11 protein-coding genes and 2 tRNA genes are annotated in these 14562 nt (G+C 55.5%); 6 read left to right on the forward strand and 7 right to left on the reverse strand.

Annotated features, from left to right (window positions below; all coding sequences use genetic code 11):
- Nucleotides 1-305 precede the first annotated feature (305 nt).
- The 3 genes from FAES_RS04980 to FAES_RS04990 all read left to right on the forward strand — a co-directional run bounded on the left by FAES_RS04980 (nt 306) and on the right by FAES_RS04990 (nt 3415).
- The gene (locus FAES_RS04980) at nt 306-2918 is read left to right on the forward strand and encodes a zinc-dependent metalloprotease (protein ID WP_015330108.1); all 2613 of its coding nucleotides are present in this window, start codon (nt 306-308) and stop codon (nt 2916-2918) included.
- Nucleotides 2919-3088: 170 nt separating this feature from the next.
- On the forward strand, nt 3089-3337 hold the full coding sequence (locus FAES_RS04985) for a GIY-YIG nuclease family protein (RefSeq protein ID WP_041257563.1): 249 nt from the start codon (nt 3089-3091) through the stop codon (nt 3335-3337).
- A gap of 4 nt (nt 3338-3341) precedes the next feature.
- Nucleotides 3342-3415, forward strand: a tRNA-Pro gene (locus FAES_RS04990).
- A gap of 70 nt (nt 3416-3485) precedes the next feature.
- Here the strand turns inward: FAES_RS04990 and FAES_RS04995 are convergent.
- From FAES_RS04995 to FAES_RS05020, 6 genes are all read right to left on the reverse strand, one after another.
- A complete protein-coding gene (locus FAES_RS04995) occupies nt 3486-4433 on the reverse strand; it encodes a carbon-nitrogen hydrolase family protein (RefSeq protein WP_015330109.1) in 948 nt (315 codons plus the stop codon).
- 423 nt (nt 4434-4856) lie between these two features.
- Nucleotides 4857-4936: transfer RNA gene (locus FAES_RS05000), tRNA-Tyr, on the reverse strand.
- A 414-nt stretch (nt 4937-5350) separates the two neighbouring features.
- The gene (locus FAES_RS05005) at nt 5351-5590 is read right to left on the reverse strand and encodes a GlsB/YeaQ/YmgE family stress response membrane protein (RefSeq protein WP_015330111.1); all 240 of its coding nucleotides are present in this window, start codon (nt 5588-5590) and stop codon (nt 5351-5353) included.
- A 123-nt stretch (nt 5591-5713) separates the two neighbouring features.
- Nucleotides 5714-7504 carry a cytochrome-c peroxidase gene (locus tag FAES_RS05010; protein ID WP_148289292.1) on the reverse strand — a complete coding sequence of 597 codons (1791 nt, stop codon included), beginning with the start codon at nt 7502-7504 and terminating at the stop codon, nt 5714-5716.
- Nucleotides 7505-7584: 80 nt separating this feature from the next.
- Nucleotides 7585-9066 carry an alkaline phosphatase PhoX gene (locus FAES_RS05015; RefSeq protein WP_015330113.1) on the reverse strand — a complete coding sequence of 494 codons (1482 nt, stop codon included), beginning with the start codon at nt 9064-9066 and terminating at the stop codon, nt 7585-7587.
- Nucleotides 9067-9225: 159 nt separating this feature from the next.
- Nucleotides 9226-9837 (reverse strand): fasciclin domain-containing protein, encoded by a 612-nt coding sequence (locus FAES_RS05020; protein WP_015330114.1) that lies wholly within the window; start codon nt 9835-9837, stop codon nt 9226-9228.
- Between the two features lie 220 nt (nt 9838-10057).
- Between FAES_RS05020 and dprA the strand changes: the two genes are divergently transcribed.
- Complete coding sequence (gene dprA, locus FAES_RS05025; RefSeq protein WP_041257564.1) at nt 10058-11224, forward strand: DNA-processing protein DprA; 1167 nt, start codon at nt 10058-10060, stop codon at nt 11222-11224.
- A gap of 81 nt (nt 11225-11305) precedes the next feature.
- Here dprA and FAES_RS05030 read toward each other — a convergent pair whose 3' ends face one another.
- Nucleotides 11306-12181, reverse strand: a complete 876-nt coding sequence (locus FAES_RS05030; RefSeq protein ID WP_015330116.1) for a transglutaminase-like domain-containing protein — start codon at nt 12179-12181, stop codon at nt 11306-11308.
- 144 nt (nt 12182-12325) lie between these two features.
- Between FAES_RS05030 and galE the strand changes: the two genes are divergently transcribed.
- Both galE and rfbB read left to right on the forward strand, forming a co-directional pair.
- Complete coding sequence (gene galE / locus FAES_RS05035) at nt 12326-13360, forward strand: UDP-glucose 4-epimerase GalE (protein ID WP_015330117.1); 1035 nt, start codon at nt 12326-12328, stop codon at nt 13358-13360.
- 104 nt (nt 13361-13464) lie between these two features.
- Nucleotides 13465-14544 carry a dTDP-glucose 4,6-dehydratase gene (gene rfbB, locus FAES_RS05040; protein WP_015330118.1) on the forward strand — a complete coding sequence of 360 codons (1080 nt, stop codon included), beginning with the start codon at nt 13465-13467 and terminating at the stop codon, nt 14542-14544.
- Nucleotides 14545-14562 lie beyond the last annotated feature (18 nt).

Consider the following 14562-nt stretch of genomic DNA (forward strand, 5'->3'; position numbering starts at 1 on the left):
TCGTACCTTGGGGAAGTCGCAAACGCTGGCCTGAGCTAAACCCGGCTTGATTCGTGCCGATTCGATGTATGCGTATTGGTGCCGTAACATACCTGTTAGTAAGCTCGTTAGGCTGGGTACGTTGTCAGGTAGCCAGGTTAGGGTTTTTCCTAAGCGGTCGATCTGGTAACGGTGAATTAGAGGGCTAAACTTGTCTAAAACAGGGATATTTCGACCGGGAAAGCGGGTTTGTCGGCTGTCCTTTGTAGTTTGGTATGTTTCGCTAGAACGGCGCTAACCCCAAACATCCAAGACAAACGTAGTTAATGCATTCTCTACCCCGCAATGCAATTCGCAATGCGCTTGGCAGCCTGTTGCTACTAGGCCTTGCCGTACCCATGCTGGCCCAACGGCGGCCCAGCGCGCCCACCTCTTCATCAACGGCTTCGGTCACGACCACCCCGGCGTCAAGCACCGCCTCACCAACCGCCGCCGGCCCGCCCCGTACGCCCATCAAACCCTACCGGGAAGTGATCACCAAAGCGGCCAAAACCAGCCGTGGCCTGTTCACGGCCCACCAGATCGACGATAAATACTACCTCGAAATCGCGGATTCGCTGCTGGGTCGTGAGTTTATGGCCATCACCCGTATCGCCAAAGCGCCCACCGGCGCGGGCTACGGCGGCGAACTGGCCAACCGGCAGGTGCTTCGCTGGGAGCGCGGCCCCGACCGTCGGCTGTTGCTGCGCGTAGTAAGCTACATCAACGTCGGCACGGCCGGGGGCGATACGTTGCCTATTTCGCAGGCCGTACGCAACTCCAACGTGGAGCCGATTGCCGCTGCCTTCGACATCCGGGCGATCCGCAAAGATTCGTCGTCGGTCATTGACGTGACTGATTTTTTCCGGAATGACAATCAGATCGTATCGCTGACCCCCGCGACCAAATTCCGCTACCGGATTACCGCCGCCGCCACCGACCGCTCGTTTATCCAGACGATCCGGTCGTTTCCGATCAATACGGAAGTGCGCGTAACCCGCACGTTCAGTGTGAATACCGCCCCCACGCCGCCTTCGCCCACGCCTTCGCCGCTACCCACGGTTAGCCTGCCGGGCGGAAGCGACGCCGGTGCCGTCACGATGGAACTGAACGTATCGATGATTCTGCTCCCGAGAGATCCCATGCGCAAACGCCTGTTCGACTCGCGCGTCGGCTTCTTTGCGTCGAACTACACCGTTTACGACGATAATTCGCAACGCACCGAAGACGAGACGTTTGCCGTACGGTGGCGCCTCGAAGCCAAGTCGGACGCCGACGCCGAGCGCCAGAAGCGTGGCGAACTGATCGAGCCCAAGAAGCCGATCGTGTATTATATCGACCCGGCTACGCCCTACAAATGGCGCTCATTCCTGAAAGCAGGTGTGGCCGACTGGCAGAAGGCCTTCGAGAAAGCTGGCTGGAAAAACGCGATCATGGCCAAAGATTGGGATCTGCGCGATACTACGATGAGCCTCGAAGACGCCCGGTATTCAGTCATCCGGTACTTCGCGTCAGACATTGAAAATGCCTACGGCCCCAACGTTCACGACCCGCGCTCGGGTGAGATTATCGAAAGCCATATTGGCTGGTACCACAACGTCATGAACCTGCTGCGGAAGTGGTATGTGGTGCAGGGAGCGGCCGTTGATGCCCGCGCCCGCAAGCCCAAGTTCGATGATGAATTGATGGGACAACTCGTTCGGTTTGTGTCGAGCCATGAGGTTGGTCACACACTAGGCCTGCGCCATAACTTCGGTTCAAGCCACGCGACACCGGTCGAGAAGCTGCGCGATAAGGCCTTCATCGCCCAGAATGGGCATACAGCGTCGATCATGGACTACGCCCGGTTCAACTACGTAGCCCAGCCCGAAGACGGCATCACCGACCTATTCCCGCGCATCGGCACTTACGACATCTGGGCCATCGAGTGGGGCTATAAGCCGGTTTATGACACCAAAGACGCTACGGCTGACAAACTGGTGCTGAACAAGATGGTGCAGAGCCACGCCAATGACCCACGTTACTGGTTCGGGACCGAAATCAACCCGATGGACCCCCGTTCGCAGAGCGAAGACCTGGGCGACAATGCCATGAAGGCGAGTGAATATGGCATCAAAAACCTGAAGCGTATTCTGCCCAACCTCCCCGAGTGGACGCGTGAAGAGGCCGAAGACTACGATAAGCTGCGGGAGATGTACGGTGAAATTGTTGGCCAATTCCGGCGGTACATGGGCCACGTAACGAAGTATGTGGGCGGCATTTACGAGACACCACGTACCTACGATCAGGCGGGCATTGTCTACGAACCAACCCCGCGTGCGCTTCAAAAGGAAGCGATGACGTTCCTGAATACGCAGCTATTCCAGACGCCGACGTGGCTACTCAACGCCAAGATTATGCCGCTGGTACGCGCCGATCAGGGTGTCGACTACGTACGAACATTGCAGGAAACAACGCTGAACAGTCTCATGGACGTGGGCCGGTTGTCGCGTCTGATCGAAACGGGTTCGGGCAGCCTCGGCAAAGGCGGCTACACGCTGATCGAGTTTATGGCTGACTTGCAAAACGGCATCTACAGCGAGTTGGGCTCGGGTAAGGCAATCGACATTTACCGGCGCAATCTGCAAAAAGCCTACGCCGAGAAGCTGATTGCGGTATTGAACACGCCCGCCTCATCGGGTGCCGGAGCGGCGCCGTCCAGTGGCGCGGGGTTCCGGTTCAACCCCGGCCCCGTGACCGATATCCGCAAATCGGATATCATGTCGGTGGTTCGTGGTCAACTGGTTAGCCTGCAACGAAGCATCGCTTCGGCGCTACCTCGGCAGACCGACACCATGAGCAAGTATCACCTAGCCGACGTGCAGGCCCGTATCCAGAATGCGCTGGATCCGAAGAAGTAAGTTTGAATGCACAATGTATGATGTACAATGCACAATGGTCGCCTACCCGAAAAAATCTTGCCTAGGCGACCATTGTGCATTGTACATCATACATTGTGCATTATATTTGCACTCCCATTCGGGATGTAGCGCAGTCCGGTAGCGTGTCCCGCCATAGCGGGAAGGTCGGTATGAGTTATGTTGTTTACATAGTTTATAGCGACTCGCTCCAGAAGTTCTACATTGGCCAAACTGTTCATCTGGGTCTTCGACTAGAGGAACATAATCGGGGAAAAGGCAATTTTACTGCTAAAGGCCACCCTTGGCGGCTGATTGCCAGCTTTAACTGTGAAACTAGAACTGAAGCCGTTCAACTTGAGTTGAAAATAAAAGGCAGAGGTGCTAAAAGATACTTGCAGGACATCGGCTTGCAGGAATAGTATTCGGGATGTAGCGCAGTCCGGTAGCGTGCTTGCATGGGGTGCAAGAGGTCGTGGGTTCGAATCCCGCCTTCCCGACAAAGCCAGTCAGCAATGACTGGCTTTTTTGTTGTTCGCATTTTAGCGATGCGCTCACAACGTACGGTGTCTATTGAGTTGACATAGGCTGTTCAGGTACGTTGATCGTATCGGGTTGGCCGACGACCGAGAGTTGGAAAACATCGTGGCGGGCATAATGCCCCACGCAGTCGAAATCCAGTTTGCTTTTGACGAGTTCAGCAAAGTCCAGTTCGGCGGTCAATAAGCCTTCCTGATCCCAGAGTGGGCCGGCCAACACGTCACCCATCGGCGAAATAATGACGCTGCCACCCCGGCTCATGATGTCGGGTTCGTCGCGGATGGCTTCCTGATAGCGGTTGGGGTAATCGGCTTTGGTCACGAACTGATTGCTCGACAGCACGAAGCAGCGGCCTTCCAGGGCGATGTGCTGCATGGTCGCCTGCCAACTGGGGCGGGCGTCGGCGGTGGGGGCGAGGTAGATTTCTATGCCTTTCTGGTACAGAGCCGTTCGGGCGAGGGGCATGTAATTTTCCCAACAGATCAGCCCGCCGATCTTACCCAGTCCAGTATTGAAACTAACGAGCGAACTACCATCGCTTTCACCCCAGATATACCGTTCGAGGCCTGTTGGTTTCAGCTTCCTGTGTTTGCCCAGCAGTCGGCCGTCGGGGCCGAAGTACAGCAGGCTACAATGGAGTGAGCCGCCCACCGGCTCACGCTCGGTAACGCCCAGCGCGACGAACATACCCGAATGCCGCACGGCCTCGCCTATCCGGGTGACCTCGGGTGAATCAACCTCGACGCAGTTGGCCCAGAAATCCAGCCACATCGCCCGACTGGCCTCGGAACGTCGGCCAATGACCGCATCGAAACGCAGCCCGCGTGGATAGCAGGGAAGGAATGTTTCGGGAAATAGCAGCAATTGACAGCCGGCGGCGGCTCCTTTTTCCAGCCACGCCAGCACTACCTCGACACTCTTCTCCAGATCAAACAGAACAGGGGTGGCCTGAACAACCCCTACTTTAACGCGCTTCATGCTGCTCTTCGTTAGTTGATCGTTGAAGTAACACGCTTTAGGGCAGAACAGAAAACAGCGTTCATCGATTGGGTAGAGGGCGGCCTTGCTGCTTGCTTGAATTAAGGTAACTCGAATGATGAGATGGCAGGCGCGGAATCGAACCGCGATGACCAGATCCAAATTCTGGTATAATGACCGTTATATGACCCACCAAGGTATTTTAATTAATACGTAATTGTGAAATAAATGAGCTAATTTCTATTTTTTGAAGATGGTCAATTTGAAAAAATAGACAAAGAGTATGAGCCACTAATACAGAATATTAGCGCTACAAATCGGCTGATTGGTAAGAATTATTGTTCGGTTAGTTCTTGTTTACGGTCGCCTGCTTATATGAGAGTGATTACTGAATGGAGTATTGTGTATTGGGTGAAAAAGTCGTCGGGGCAGCAAGACTCGAACTTGCGAAGCCGAAGCGCCGGAGTTACAGTCCGGTGTAATTGCCACTATACGATACCCCGTTGCTTGATAATGAGCTGATTAAACGAAAAAATCCCCTGCCAGTTGATGCCGACAGGGGATTTTAGTATGACTCTAGTTCAGTGTAGTCAATACGAGCTTTCCCGCTGCCTGTGGCAGTGTTGGTAATAACCCTGGTATTGATTCCGCGTGAACATGATTTCGCTTTGTTTGATACAAAGGTGGTAAAAAAAGAAAGTAATTGTCAAGTTATTTCGAATTTATTTTTCTGAATGTGCTTTCTCTGCCTAATAAAGCAGCTAATGCTATTTCGAGATGATGCTTTGAATTGATATTGAGATTGGTAAAAAGTATCATCGACGTTCCCGCTGTTATTTATCAAACACAAACGTACCTGCGTATTGACCGTTAATCTGGTCAATACGCAGGTACGTTTAGGAAGTCAGGAAGGAGTACTAGGTGAACAACCTACCCACAAAAATGAGAATGACTGCCCCAATGAAAGCAATCAGCAGATTCATAACAAGACCGTCGTTGTCGGGGTCGTTGCCCAGGCGCTTGGCTACAAAACCGCCGACGAAGCCGCCGACGATCCCCAGAATGATATTGATCAGTGCCGAATTGTGGCTGCCCATGAAACGGCTAGCCAGATAACCGGCAATACCGCCGACGATAATTGAATACAAAAAGCCCATGAGAATAGGAGTGTTATGTGATGCCGATATGGCTGGGTACTATTACTTATGGCTAACTAACTAGGCGGTATTTGGTTTGGAGCAATCGTGGTTAAAGTGATTTAAAGGGATAAGCTCACCGGCCTATAAGGCCTTCAAAAACGCAACCAGGGCCCTTTTTTCGGAGACGGTAAGATTGAGCTTGTTGGCCGAAAGCGTTTGGTTGGGTAAGTCGAAGCCGAGGCCAACACCGCCGCCTTTGTCATAGAAGTCGACCACTTCGTCGAGGGTTTGGTAGACGCCATTGTGCATGTAGGGGGCCGTTTGGGCGATGTGTCGGAGGGTCGGTGTTTTGAAGGCGTAGTGCAGCGGATCGAGTTTGGTATGTACATACCGGCCCGCATCGGTGTCGAGCTGCCGGTTGTCGGGCTGGGCCGGTACACCGATGACCTCGGATTCGATCGTCGTAAAATCGGGCGGGACCGTGCCGTTGAAAAGTGGCATGAAGTGACAGGTGCCGCACTGTCCTTTGCCCATGAATACGTTGAAACCATGCACCTCGTCGGTGTTGAGAGCAGCCGTTTGCCCCCGCATATACCGGTCGAATCGGCTGTTGAGCGATACGAGCGAGCGCTCGTAGCTAGCCAGCGCATTCTGAATCTGATCGGCGCTGATTGGGCGCTGGTCGGCCGGAAAGGCTTTTTTGAACGCCGCTACATAGGCCGGACTGACGCACAGTCGCCGGGCCGCTTCGTCGAGCGAGCCCGCCATTTCGGCTTGATTATGCACCACGTCGAACGCCTGACTTTCGAGGGTGTTGGTGCGCAGGTCGTAGAAATAACCGGCCTGCAACGCGGCGTTGAGCAAGGTGGGCGTGTTGCGCAGCGGGGTGCTGGGGCTACCCACCGGAAACGCCCGAGCCAGCCCATCGGTGAACGCCCGATCGGGTTGATGGCAGGTAGCGCAGGAGCGCTGCCCACTGCCCGAGAGGATGGGGTCGCTGAAGAGCCGACGGCCCAAGGCAGCGCGGGCAGGTGTGGGGCGTTGGTCGGCGGTGGGGGCGTAGAAGGCCGCGTTGAACGCATTGGGCGAAAACAGGGTGGGGGCGGTAGCGTTCAGCGGGCGTTGATCGGTCAACGGTGCGATGCTCAGAGACCGTTGATAGTCGAGCAAGCCAGCCGAAATTGGGTTCAGGTACGTCCGCAGAAACGTTGCCCGGTCGAAGCGATTGAAATCGGGCTGGCGCTGGCAAAAAGCAATGGCCCCATCGAGGCGGCTGTTGAGCTGACGATAGGCGTCGTTGTTGCGCTTGTACACTGATAGCAATTGCTGAATGGCCCGGAGCGATTCGGCGGTTTCGGGAATGGCCGTGCGGCAGGCGGGCGTATCGAACCCACTGATGCCCATCGCGGCGATTCGGAACGTACCCAGCCGGAGCAGGTCAAACAGGTGGCTGTCGGTGAGGGTGGTTGCGTACCAGAGGTAGCGGGCCGAGTTGAGTTCGCGGCGGAATTTGGCTACCTCCCGAAGCAGATCGGCCCGGCGCGTGGTATCGAAAGCGGGGTACAGCATCGTTTCGATCACCTGCAACCCACCTGGATCGAAGGTTTTGTGCTCCTCGACTTCGATTTCGGGCAGGGGCGGGCCGTTGAGCTGCCGGTTGGTGTGGGGCATGTAATAGGCCGTAACCGGTTCGATGCGCTTGTACCGAAGCCGAAACGCCCGAAACGCCGCCTGCAACGAATCGGTCGACTGGGTACGTTGAGCCAATGGCTGAAACGTAGCGTCAACGAAGGTTTGTAACGCTTCGAGCTGCGCTACTACCTGCGCTTTTGCCCGTTGGGTTGCCTGTTCCCGCGCCGACCGCGCTTCGATAAACCCAAACAGCCTAACGAACAGCGCCGCCATGCCGAAGAAGGAAAGAAGGAGCTTCATGCTTGTTAAAGATACTATATAAAATGGGCTGGCGCAGCCTGAGTAGCCCGCCAGCCCATGCCGAAAGGTATCTATCCGGGTTATTTCTGAACGCCCCGGATCAGCACAACCTGTCCGCCTTCGGTGAAGGAGCCGTTCGAAGCGGTAATGCTGGCCGCTTTCGAGCCCGCGCTACCGTCAGCATTGTTGTATTTCATGTCGCGCCATGTGTGCGGGTGCAGGTTCACGATAAACGAGTTCGGCACGCCGATAATGTCCGATACGTCGTACATGGCCCCGTATTCCCACGAGCTGAGCAGTGACGACGCCGCTGAGTTATACTTGGCGTTGAAAGTGGCATCGTCGCGGCGGTGGTTCATTTCCAGCATTGGCTTCAACTGACCGGTTGCCAGCGAATACTGCCAGATGCGCCCATCGTGTTTGTTGTTGATGTAGAACGAGTCGCCATCTTCCTGAATATAGACGTAGTCTTTCGTGACGCAGAGGTTGTCGGGGTTCACGATGTTATTGCCGGGATCAACGCCGCCGTCGGCAATGATCGACAGTTTGCCTTTGAGTGGATCGGCGGCGTCCATTTGCAGTCGGTAGACCCGACCCCACATGGTTTTACCCGCAATGGGCGTCAGCCGGTCACCCTGCGACTGACCCGTAGCCGTAAAGAACACATCGCGCCCTTGCCCGTCTTTCCGGTAATCGATGTCTTCGACGCGGGCAAACTGAATGGCTTTTTTCTCGACGGATTGAGCGGCTATCTGCGCGCCCGTCTGCGTTTTAGCGTCGGTCACCTCCACAAATTCTACGTCGTAGGTCTGCCCCTGCACCATGCTGGTTTCGACCGCGTCCTGGTTAGTGCGGCGCAGGAAATAGAGTTTGCCGTTTTGCAGGTCGCCCACCGTGTTCGACACGTAGGCCAACAACTGCCCGTCGCCATTGTCTTCGCCCAGAATGACCACGGTTTTGCCACCATAGGCCGTTTTGGGTAGCGGCACGGCGTTTTCCATACTCGCTTTCCCCAGGGCGGGCAGCACCCGGTCTTTGTTTTTCTTGTCGGCCGTGCCCAACGGGTTTATGGCGTGTACCATTGATTCAGCCCCGCTTTCACCCGCCGTCAGGAATAGCGGCCCAAACCCGTGTTCGGCTGGTGTGGCCATCGACGCTGAGCAAAGCCGCCACGCACCGCCTTCATAGTCGACGATGTATTCCCCTTTGACGGGTTTAAAGGTCTTGTCGAGGTATACCCGCGACACCGATTGCATGTATTCGTGGTTGTTGATGAGCACGTACCCACCGCCGTTGGGGTCTTTCAACAACCCGGCCCCATCGGGTTGACCGCCAAACACAAAATCGGGCGACTGAGCCAGTTTGTCGTCGCTGCTGATGAGCGTGGTAATCTGCAGGTTATCGAAGCCAGAGAGCGCCTTGACCAACGCCGGGTTGACCGATTGGTTGGTGAGGTTGATGGCTGAGTTGACCGCTTCAGTAGTGGGGCCTTCATTCTGATGACAACCGACCGTCGACAACGCAGCGGCAGCTACCATAATCTGTAAAGCAGCTAATTTCATAAAGGGAAGTGTTGGGTGTTACGCAATACTTCCGCAAAGCAAGAAACCAGCTATTACCTGATGGTTACGGGCCCGTTACGGCTTCGTAAAATCAGGGAATAGCTGGTTAATGGGAATTTAATATTGACCCGCTCAATGAATAGCAGCTCAAACTACTGGTTAGTTGGCAGGCATCAGCACCGAATCGATGGCGTGAACGGTACCATTGGTCGCCTGGATGTCGGCGGTAGTTACCATGGCTGAGCCACCACTGCCGTCGGTGAGCATAACCGAGTTACCCTGTTTCCGTACGGTCAGGGTGCCACCCGCTACCGTCTTGATTTTCTGGCCGTCTTTCAGGTCGCTTGCCATAACGTTGCCGGATACCACGTGGTAGGCTAGCAGGCGTTGCAGCTTCGCTTTGTTGGCGGGCTGAGTCAGGCTTTGCAGTGCGCCTGCCGGTAGTTTGGCAAAGGCGGCGTTAGATGGCGCAAACACCGTGTAAGGCCCCGGCTCTTTCGCGTTCTGGTCGAGACCAGCCGCTTGCAGAGCTGTTTGCAGGGTCGAGAAATCAGCAGCAGCGGCCAGGCTACCGGCCAGATCGGTCGTCAGCGCTTTCGAACTCATCCCCGATGAAGACGGCATATTGACCGACTCTGACATGGGTGTGCTGGGTACGCTACCCGTCGAGGAAGGGCGTTGGGGCATCGTATTTGTCGTTTGCGCATAGGTGGCCGTGCCAACCAGTGTCGCGATGGCCAAAAGGGCCACATGCGTCAATTGCTTTTTCATGGAGTGATTACTCTTTTTTGTCTAGTAAGATTATATGCTATGAATAAACGACTCATAACCAATAATGTTTACGTGAAAGTCAGAATAGAAAACATCGATTGTCGATTTGGCTAGTCAGCCAAAAAAGGAAAGTGGTTGCGTTGGTAAGTCGACCATATTTTTGGTATGATTGCGCTTGCCGTAATGCTGCCGCCTGTGGGTGGCTACTACTCGTCTCACCGTGCCTGCTACCGAATCGTCTCAAGCTTCTCTCTACCAAATCGCGCTGGCGCTGGTGCCGGGCGTGGGCGGCGTCATGATCCGCCAGCTTATCAGCTACTGCGGGTCGGCCGAGGCTGTCTTTTCGACGCCACCGGCCAGGCTGCTCAAAATTCCGGGTGTCGGCGACGTAACAGTGCGGGCAATCCGGCAAGCCGCTGGTACGCCCTTGCTGGGTACGTCCGGGTCAGGTACGTTGGCCGAGGCCGAAAAAGCGCTCAATCGGCTTCAGAAGATGGGCGCCCGGTCGCTGTTTTATACCGATGCCGATTACCCCGCTCGGCTTAAGGCGCTGTATGATGCTCCCGCGCTGCTGTTTTGCCTGGGCAAGGCCGATCTGAACGCCTCTCGCACCATTGCGCTGGTCGGCACCCGGCAGGCAACGGAGTATGGCCGCCGTATGACGGAAGAACTGGTACAGGCGATGCAGCCATATGGCGCGAGTATCATCAGTGGGTTGGCCTATGGTATCGACATTGCGGCGCACCGGTCCAGCCTGACGGCGGGCCTGCCGACGGTGGGCGTCATGGCCAGTGGGCTCGACATTATTTATCCGGCGGTGCACAGCCGTACGGCGCAGGATATGCAGCAACAGGGCGGGCTGCTCACCGAACACCTGCCGGGTACCAAGCCCGATCCGCGCTATTTCCCGGCCCGAAACCGCATCATTGCGGGGCTGAGTGATGCCGTTGTGGTGGTTGAGGCTGCCGCCAAAGGAGGCGCATTGATTACGGCCGAATATGCCAACAACTACAACCGGGAGGTGTTTGCGGTGCCGGGGCAGGTGTCGCAGGCGTTTTCAGCGGGCTGCAACAAACTGATTCGCGAAAACAAGGCGCAGATATACACCAGTCCGAAAGACCTGATCGAAGCCCTGAACTGGGATCAGGATCCCACTCTACTGGCGGCGGGGAAGTCATCGGCGGCTACGCCGCTACCGCTCGATTTCACGGCGCAGGAAAGCCAACTGGTCGCCTTGTTGCGCCAGAAACCGGGCCTGCACATTGATGAACTAAGCTGGCAATCGCAGATTCCGATGGGCGCGCTAGCTTCGCTGCTACTCAGCCTGGAATTTCGTGGGTACGTTCGGAGCCTGCCCGGCAAACGCTACGAAGTCGTGTATGTATGAAAAGGCGTAGGCCTGGGGGCATAGGGCTCGGGGTATCCCATAATAAATTCACTACCCCGAGCCCCATGCCCTACGTTCGGCTCACCGTTGTGTGAAATCGGAGAGAGGGAGCGAATCGGCGGGGTCGGTGAGGGCCTCCAGCATGCGCTCGACCTCTTGGGTACGTACTTTATCCCCGTTCCGGTCGAATGACAGCATCAGGTTGCGAAGCATCCGCCGGATGATGTCGATGTTGGTGCAGGGCTGGTAGAAAATCGGGGCGGGTTTCAGATTCAACTGCGCTATGTAGTGGTCGATGTCTTTTGTCGAGAAAATCAGACCACGGTTGAACACGTTGATGTAGAATTGCACCCCGTTGGGCGCTTTGTAGGTCAGCACAAACAGGTTGGGCAGGTTGACGCCGTAAATGGGCAACCCCAGTTTCTGCGCCACCATCATATAGATCAGGCAGAGCGAGATGGTGTTACCCCGGCGGGTTTCCAGCACCTGATTGATCATCGAATTGGCAGGCGAATGAAAGTTTTTGGTATTGGGCGCAAACTTCATTTCGTTATAAAAAACGCCGTTCATTCCCTTCACCTGATCGGCCGGATGCACGTCGGTGCGCACCTTCAGCCAGGCATCGTAATAGAGCTGCTCCAGATCCTGCCGAAGTTTGTCGAGCGAGAGATCAGGGTATTGGTAGGTGGCGATAATCCACAGTCCCTCCAGCAGGTCCATGCCGCCGCCGTCTTTCCAGCCAACGAGTCGGTCGAGCACCGTGGTGTATTGTAAATCATGGATTAACTCTTCAATCCGTTTCTGCAAATGGGGGTTGAAGCTGCCTTCCCATTCCGATTCCAGAAACGGGATGACTGCGCTGCCAATTTGCCGGATTCGCCCTTCTACGTGCTCAATCACTTCGGTATCGTCATCATCGAGCAGCGAGATCAGGGCTTTGATTTCATTGTCGTTCATAGTCGTTGCGTAGAGGTCGCCCCTTTATTGGGCGTACCTCAGCGTAAATAAGATTTGTCCAATTCGCGGGCTTATGGTTAGCTTTGCCCGGTTTTTTGGCGGGGCACTCTCTGCAAGTAACAACAGAAAATTACAAAAAACGATTTGGAACTCAGCGCAGCAACACCCCAAAAAATAGTGGTTACCGGCGGGGCCGGTTTTATTGGCTCACATACGGTTGTCGCTTTGATCGAAGCCGGTTTTGAGCCAATCATTGTCGACGATTATTCCAATTCGGAGCCTCGTGTGCTCGAGGGCCTGAAGACGATCCTCGGTCGGGACGTAACCTCGTTTACGATCGATTGCAACGACCGCGCCGCCATGGCTGAGGTGTTTGCCAGCGGACCTATTGCGGGCGTCATCCATTTTGCGGCGTTCAAAGCCGTGGGCGAGTCGGTTGAACAACCCCTTAAGTATTACCGGAACAACCTCGATTCACTGCTGCTGCTGCTCGAACTGATGCCGCAGTTTGGGGTGAAGAACCTCGTTTTCTCGTCGTCGTGTACGGTATACGGCCAACCCGAGCAGTTACCCGTTACCGAGAGCACGCCCCGGCTACCTGCTCAGTCGCCCTACGGTAACACCAAGGCGATCTGTGAGGATATCATTCGGGATACGGTCACGGCCAAAACGCCGGTGCGGGCCATTTCGCTGCGGTACTTCAACCCGATTGGGGCGCATCCGTCGGCGCTGATCGGCGAATTGCCGCGTGGTGTACCGGCTAACCTAGTGCCCTATCTGCTACAGGTGGCCGCTGGCAAGCGCGCGAGCCTGACCGTGCACGGTAACGATTACAACACACCAGACGGTACGGCTATTCGCGACTACATCCACGTGATGGATTTGGCCGAAGCGCACGTGAGCGCTCTGAAAGTACTGGCCGACGCGGATACCGACTCGTTCTACGATGTGTACAACATCGGCACGGGGCGAGGTGCCTCGGTGCTGGAGCTGATCAATACTTTTAAAGAGGTAACTGGCATTGACCTGCCTTATGCGCTTGGCCCACGTCGCCCCGGCGATGTTGAACAAATTTATGCCGATGTAACAAAGTCGGCACAAGGCTTGCACTTCCAAACCAAACGCTCACTTGCCGACGCCTTGGCCGATGCCTGGCGCTGGCAGCAAACGTTAAGTTAGTTTAAGGGGCAACGGCCAACGCCCAGAGTTGCCTGGCCGGATTACTACCATGAATAATAGCAGAGCACACTGGACTTTGGACCTTGGGCTTTGAACTTCTGTCTATGAAAACGATAGTCATTACCGGCGGGGCCGGATTTATTGGGTCGCATGTGGTGCGGCTATTCGTTACCAAGTACCCAGAGTACCGCATCGTCAACCTCGATGCGCTGACCTACGCGGGTAACCTCGCCAACCTGCGCGACATCGAAAACGCGCCGAACTATACGTTTGTGCGGGGCGACATTACCGATGCTTCGTTTCTGGAAGGCATGTTCACCGAACTGCAACCCGAGGGCGTCATTCACCTCGCCGCCGAGTCGCACGTGGATCGCTCGATCACCGACCCGATGTCGTTCGTGATGACTAACGTGGTGGGTACAGTAAACCTGCTCAACGCTGCCAAAAACTGCTGGAAGGCTTCTGAATCGGCCGGGGGCGCGTCCGCCTTTGACGGGAAACGATTCTACCACGTCTCGACCGACGAGGTGTATGGCTCGCTGCATAACCCCGACGAATTTTTCCTAGAAACTACCCCCTACGATCCCCAATCGCCCTATTCGGCGTCGAAAGCGGCGTCGGACCACTTTGTGCGGGCCTACGGCAATACGTATAAGATGCCCGTGGTGCTGAGCAACTGCTCGAATAACTACGGCCCGAATCACTTTCCCGAGAAGCTGATTCCGCTGATGATCCACAACATTCAGCAGAATAAGCCACTGCCTGTATACGGCAAAGGTGAGAACGTGCGCGACTGGCTCTTCGTGGTCGATCACGCCCGCGCTATCGATACCATCTACCATACAGGTACGTTGGGTGAGACCTACAACATCGGTGGTTTCAACGAGTGGAAGAACATTGATCTGGTGCATTTGCTGTGCAGCATCATGGACCGCAAGCTGGGCCGTGAGCCGGGTACGTCAGCGCAATTGATCACCTACGTGACCGACCGCGCCGGACATGACCTGCGCTACGCCATCGATGCTAGCAAGATCATGAACGAATTGGGCTGGAAACCCTCGCTCCAGTTTGAAGAAGGCCTCGAAAAAACCGTTGATTGGTTCCTGGCTAACCAGGACTGGCTCGACAACGTCACGTCGGGTGCTTATCAGGGCTATTACCAGGACATGTACGCAAACCGGTAAAGAGAGAACGAGTGAAGG

The sequence above is a fragment of the Fibrella aestuarina BUZ 2 genome, from assembly GCF_000331105.1.
GTDB lineage: Bacteria > Bacteroidota > Bacteroidia > Cytophagales > Spirosomataceae > Fibrella > Fibrella aestuarina.

What these genes read in the sequence shown, in the direction of transcription:
- FAES_RS04980 (WP_015330108.1), top strand. Translation starts at nt 306, where the DNA reads ATGCATTCTCTACCCCGCAATGCAATTCGCAATGCGCTTGGCAGCCTG.
- FAES_RS04985 (WP_041257563.1), top strand. Translation starts at nt 3,089, where the DNA reads ATGAGTTATGTTGTTTACATAGTTTATAGCGACTCGCTCCAGAAGTTC.
- FAES_RS04995 (WP_015330109.1), bottom strand. Translation starts at nt 4,433, where the DNA reads ATGAAGCGCGTTAAAGTAGGGGTTGTTCAGGCCACCCCTGTTCTGTTT.
- FAES_RS05005 (WP_015330111.1), bottom strand. Translation starts at nt 5,590, where the DNA reads ATGGGCTTTTTGTATTCAATTATCGTCGGCGGTATTGCCGGTTATCTG.
- FAES_RS05010 (WP_148289292.1), bottom strand. Translation starts at nt 7,504, where the DNA reads ATGAAGCTCCTTCTTTCCTTCTTCGGCATGGCGGCGCTGTTCGTTAGG.
- FAES_RS05015 (WP_015330113.1), bottom strand. Translation starts at nt 9,066, where the DNA reads ATGAAATTAGCTGCTTTACAGATTATGGTAGCTGCCGCTGCGTTGTCG.
- FAES_RS05020 (WP_015330114.1), bottom strand. Translation starts at nt 9,837, where the DNA reads ATGAAAAAGCAATTGACGCATGTGGCCCTTTTGGCCATCGCGACACTG.
- FAES_RS05030 (WP_015330116.1), bottom strand. Translation starts at nt 12,181, where the DNA reads ATGAACGACAATGAAATCAAAGCCCTGATCTCGCTGCTCGATGATGAC.
- rfbB (WP_015330118.1), top strand. Translation starts at nt 13,465, where the DNA reads ATGAAAACGATAGTCATTACCGGCGGGGCCGGATTTATTGGGTCGCAT.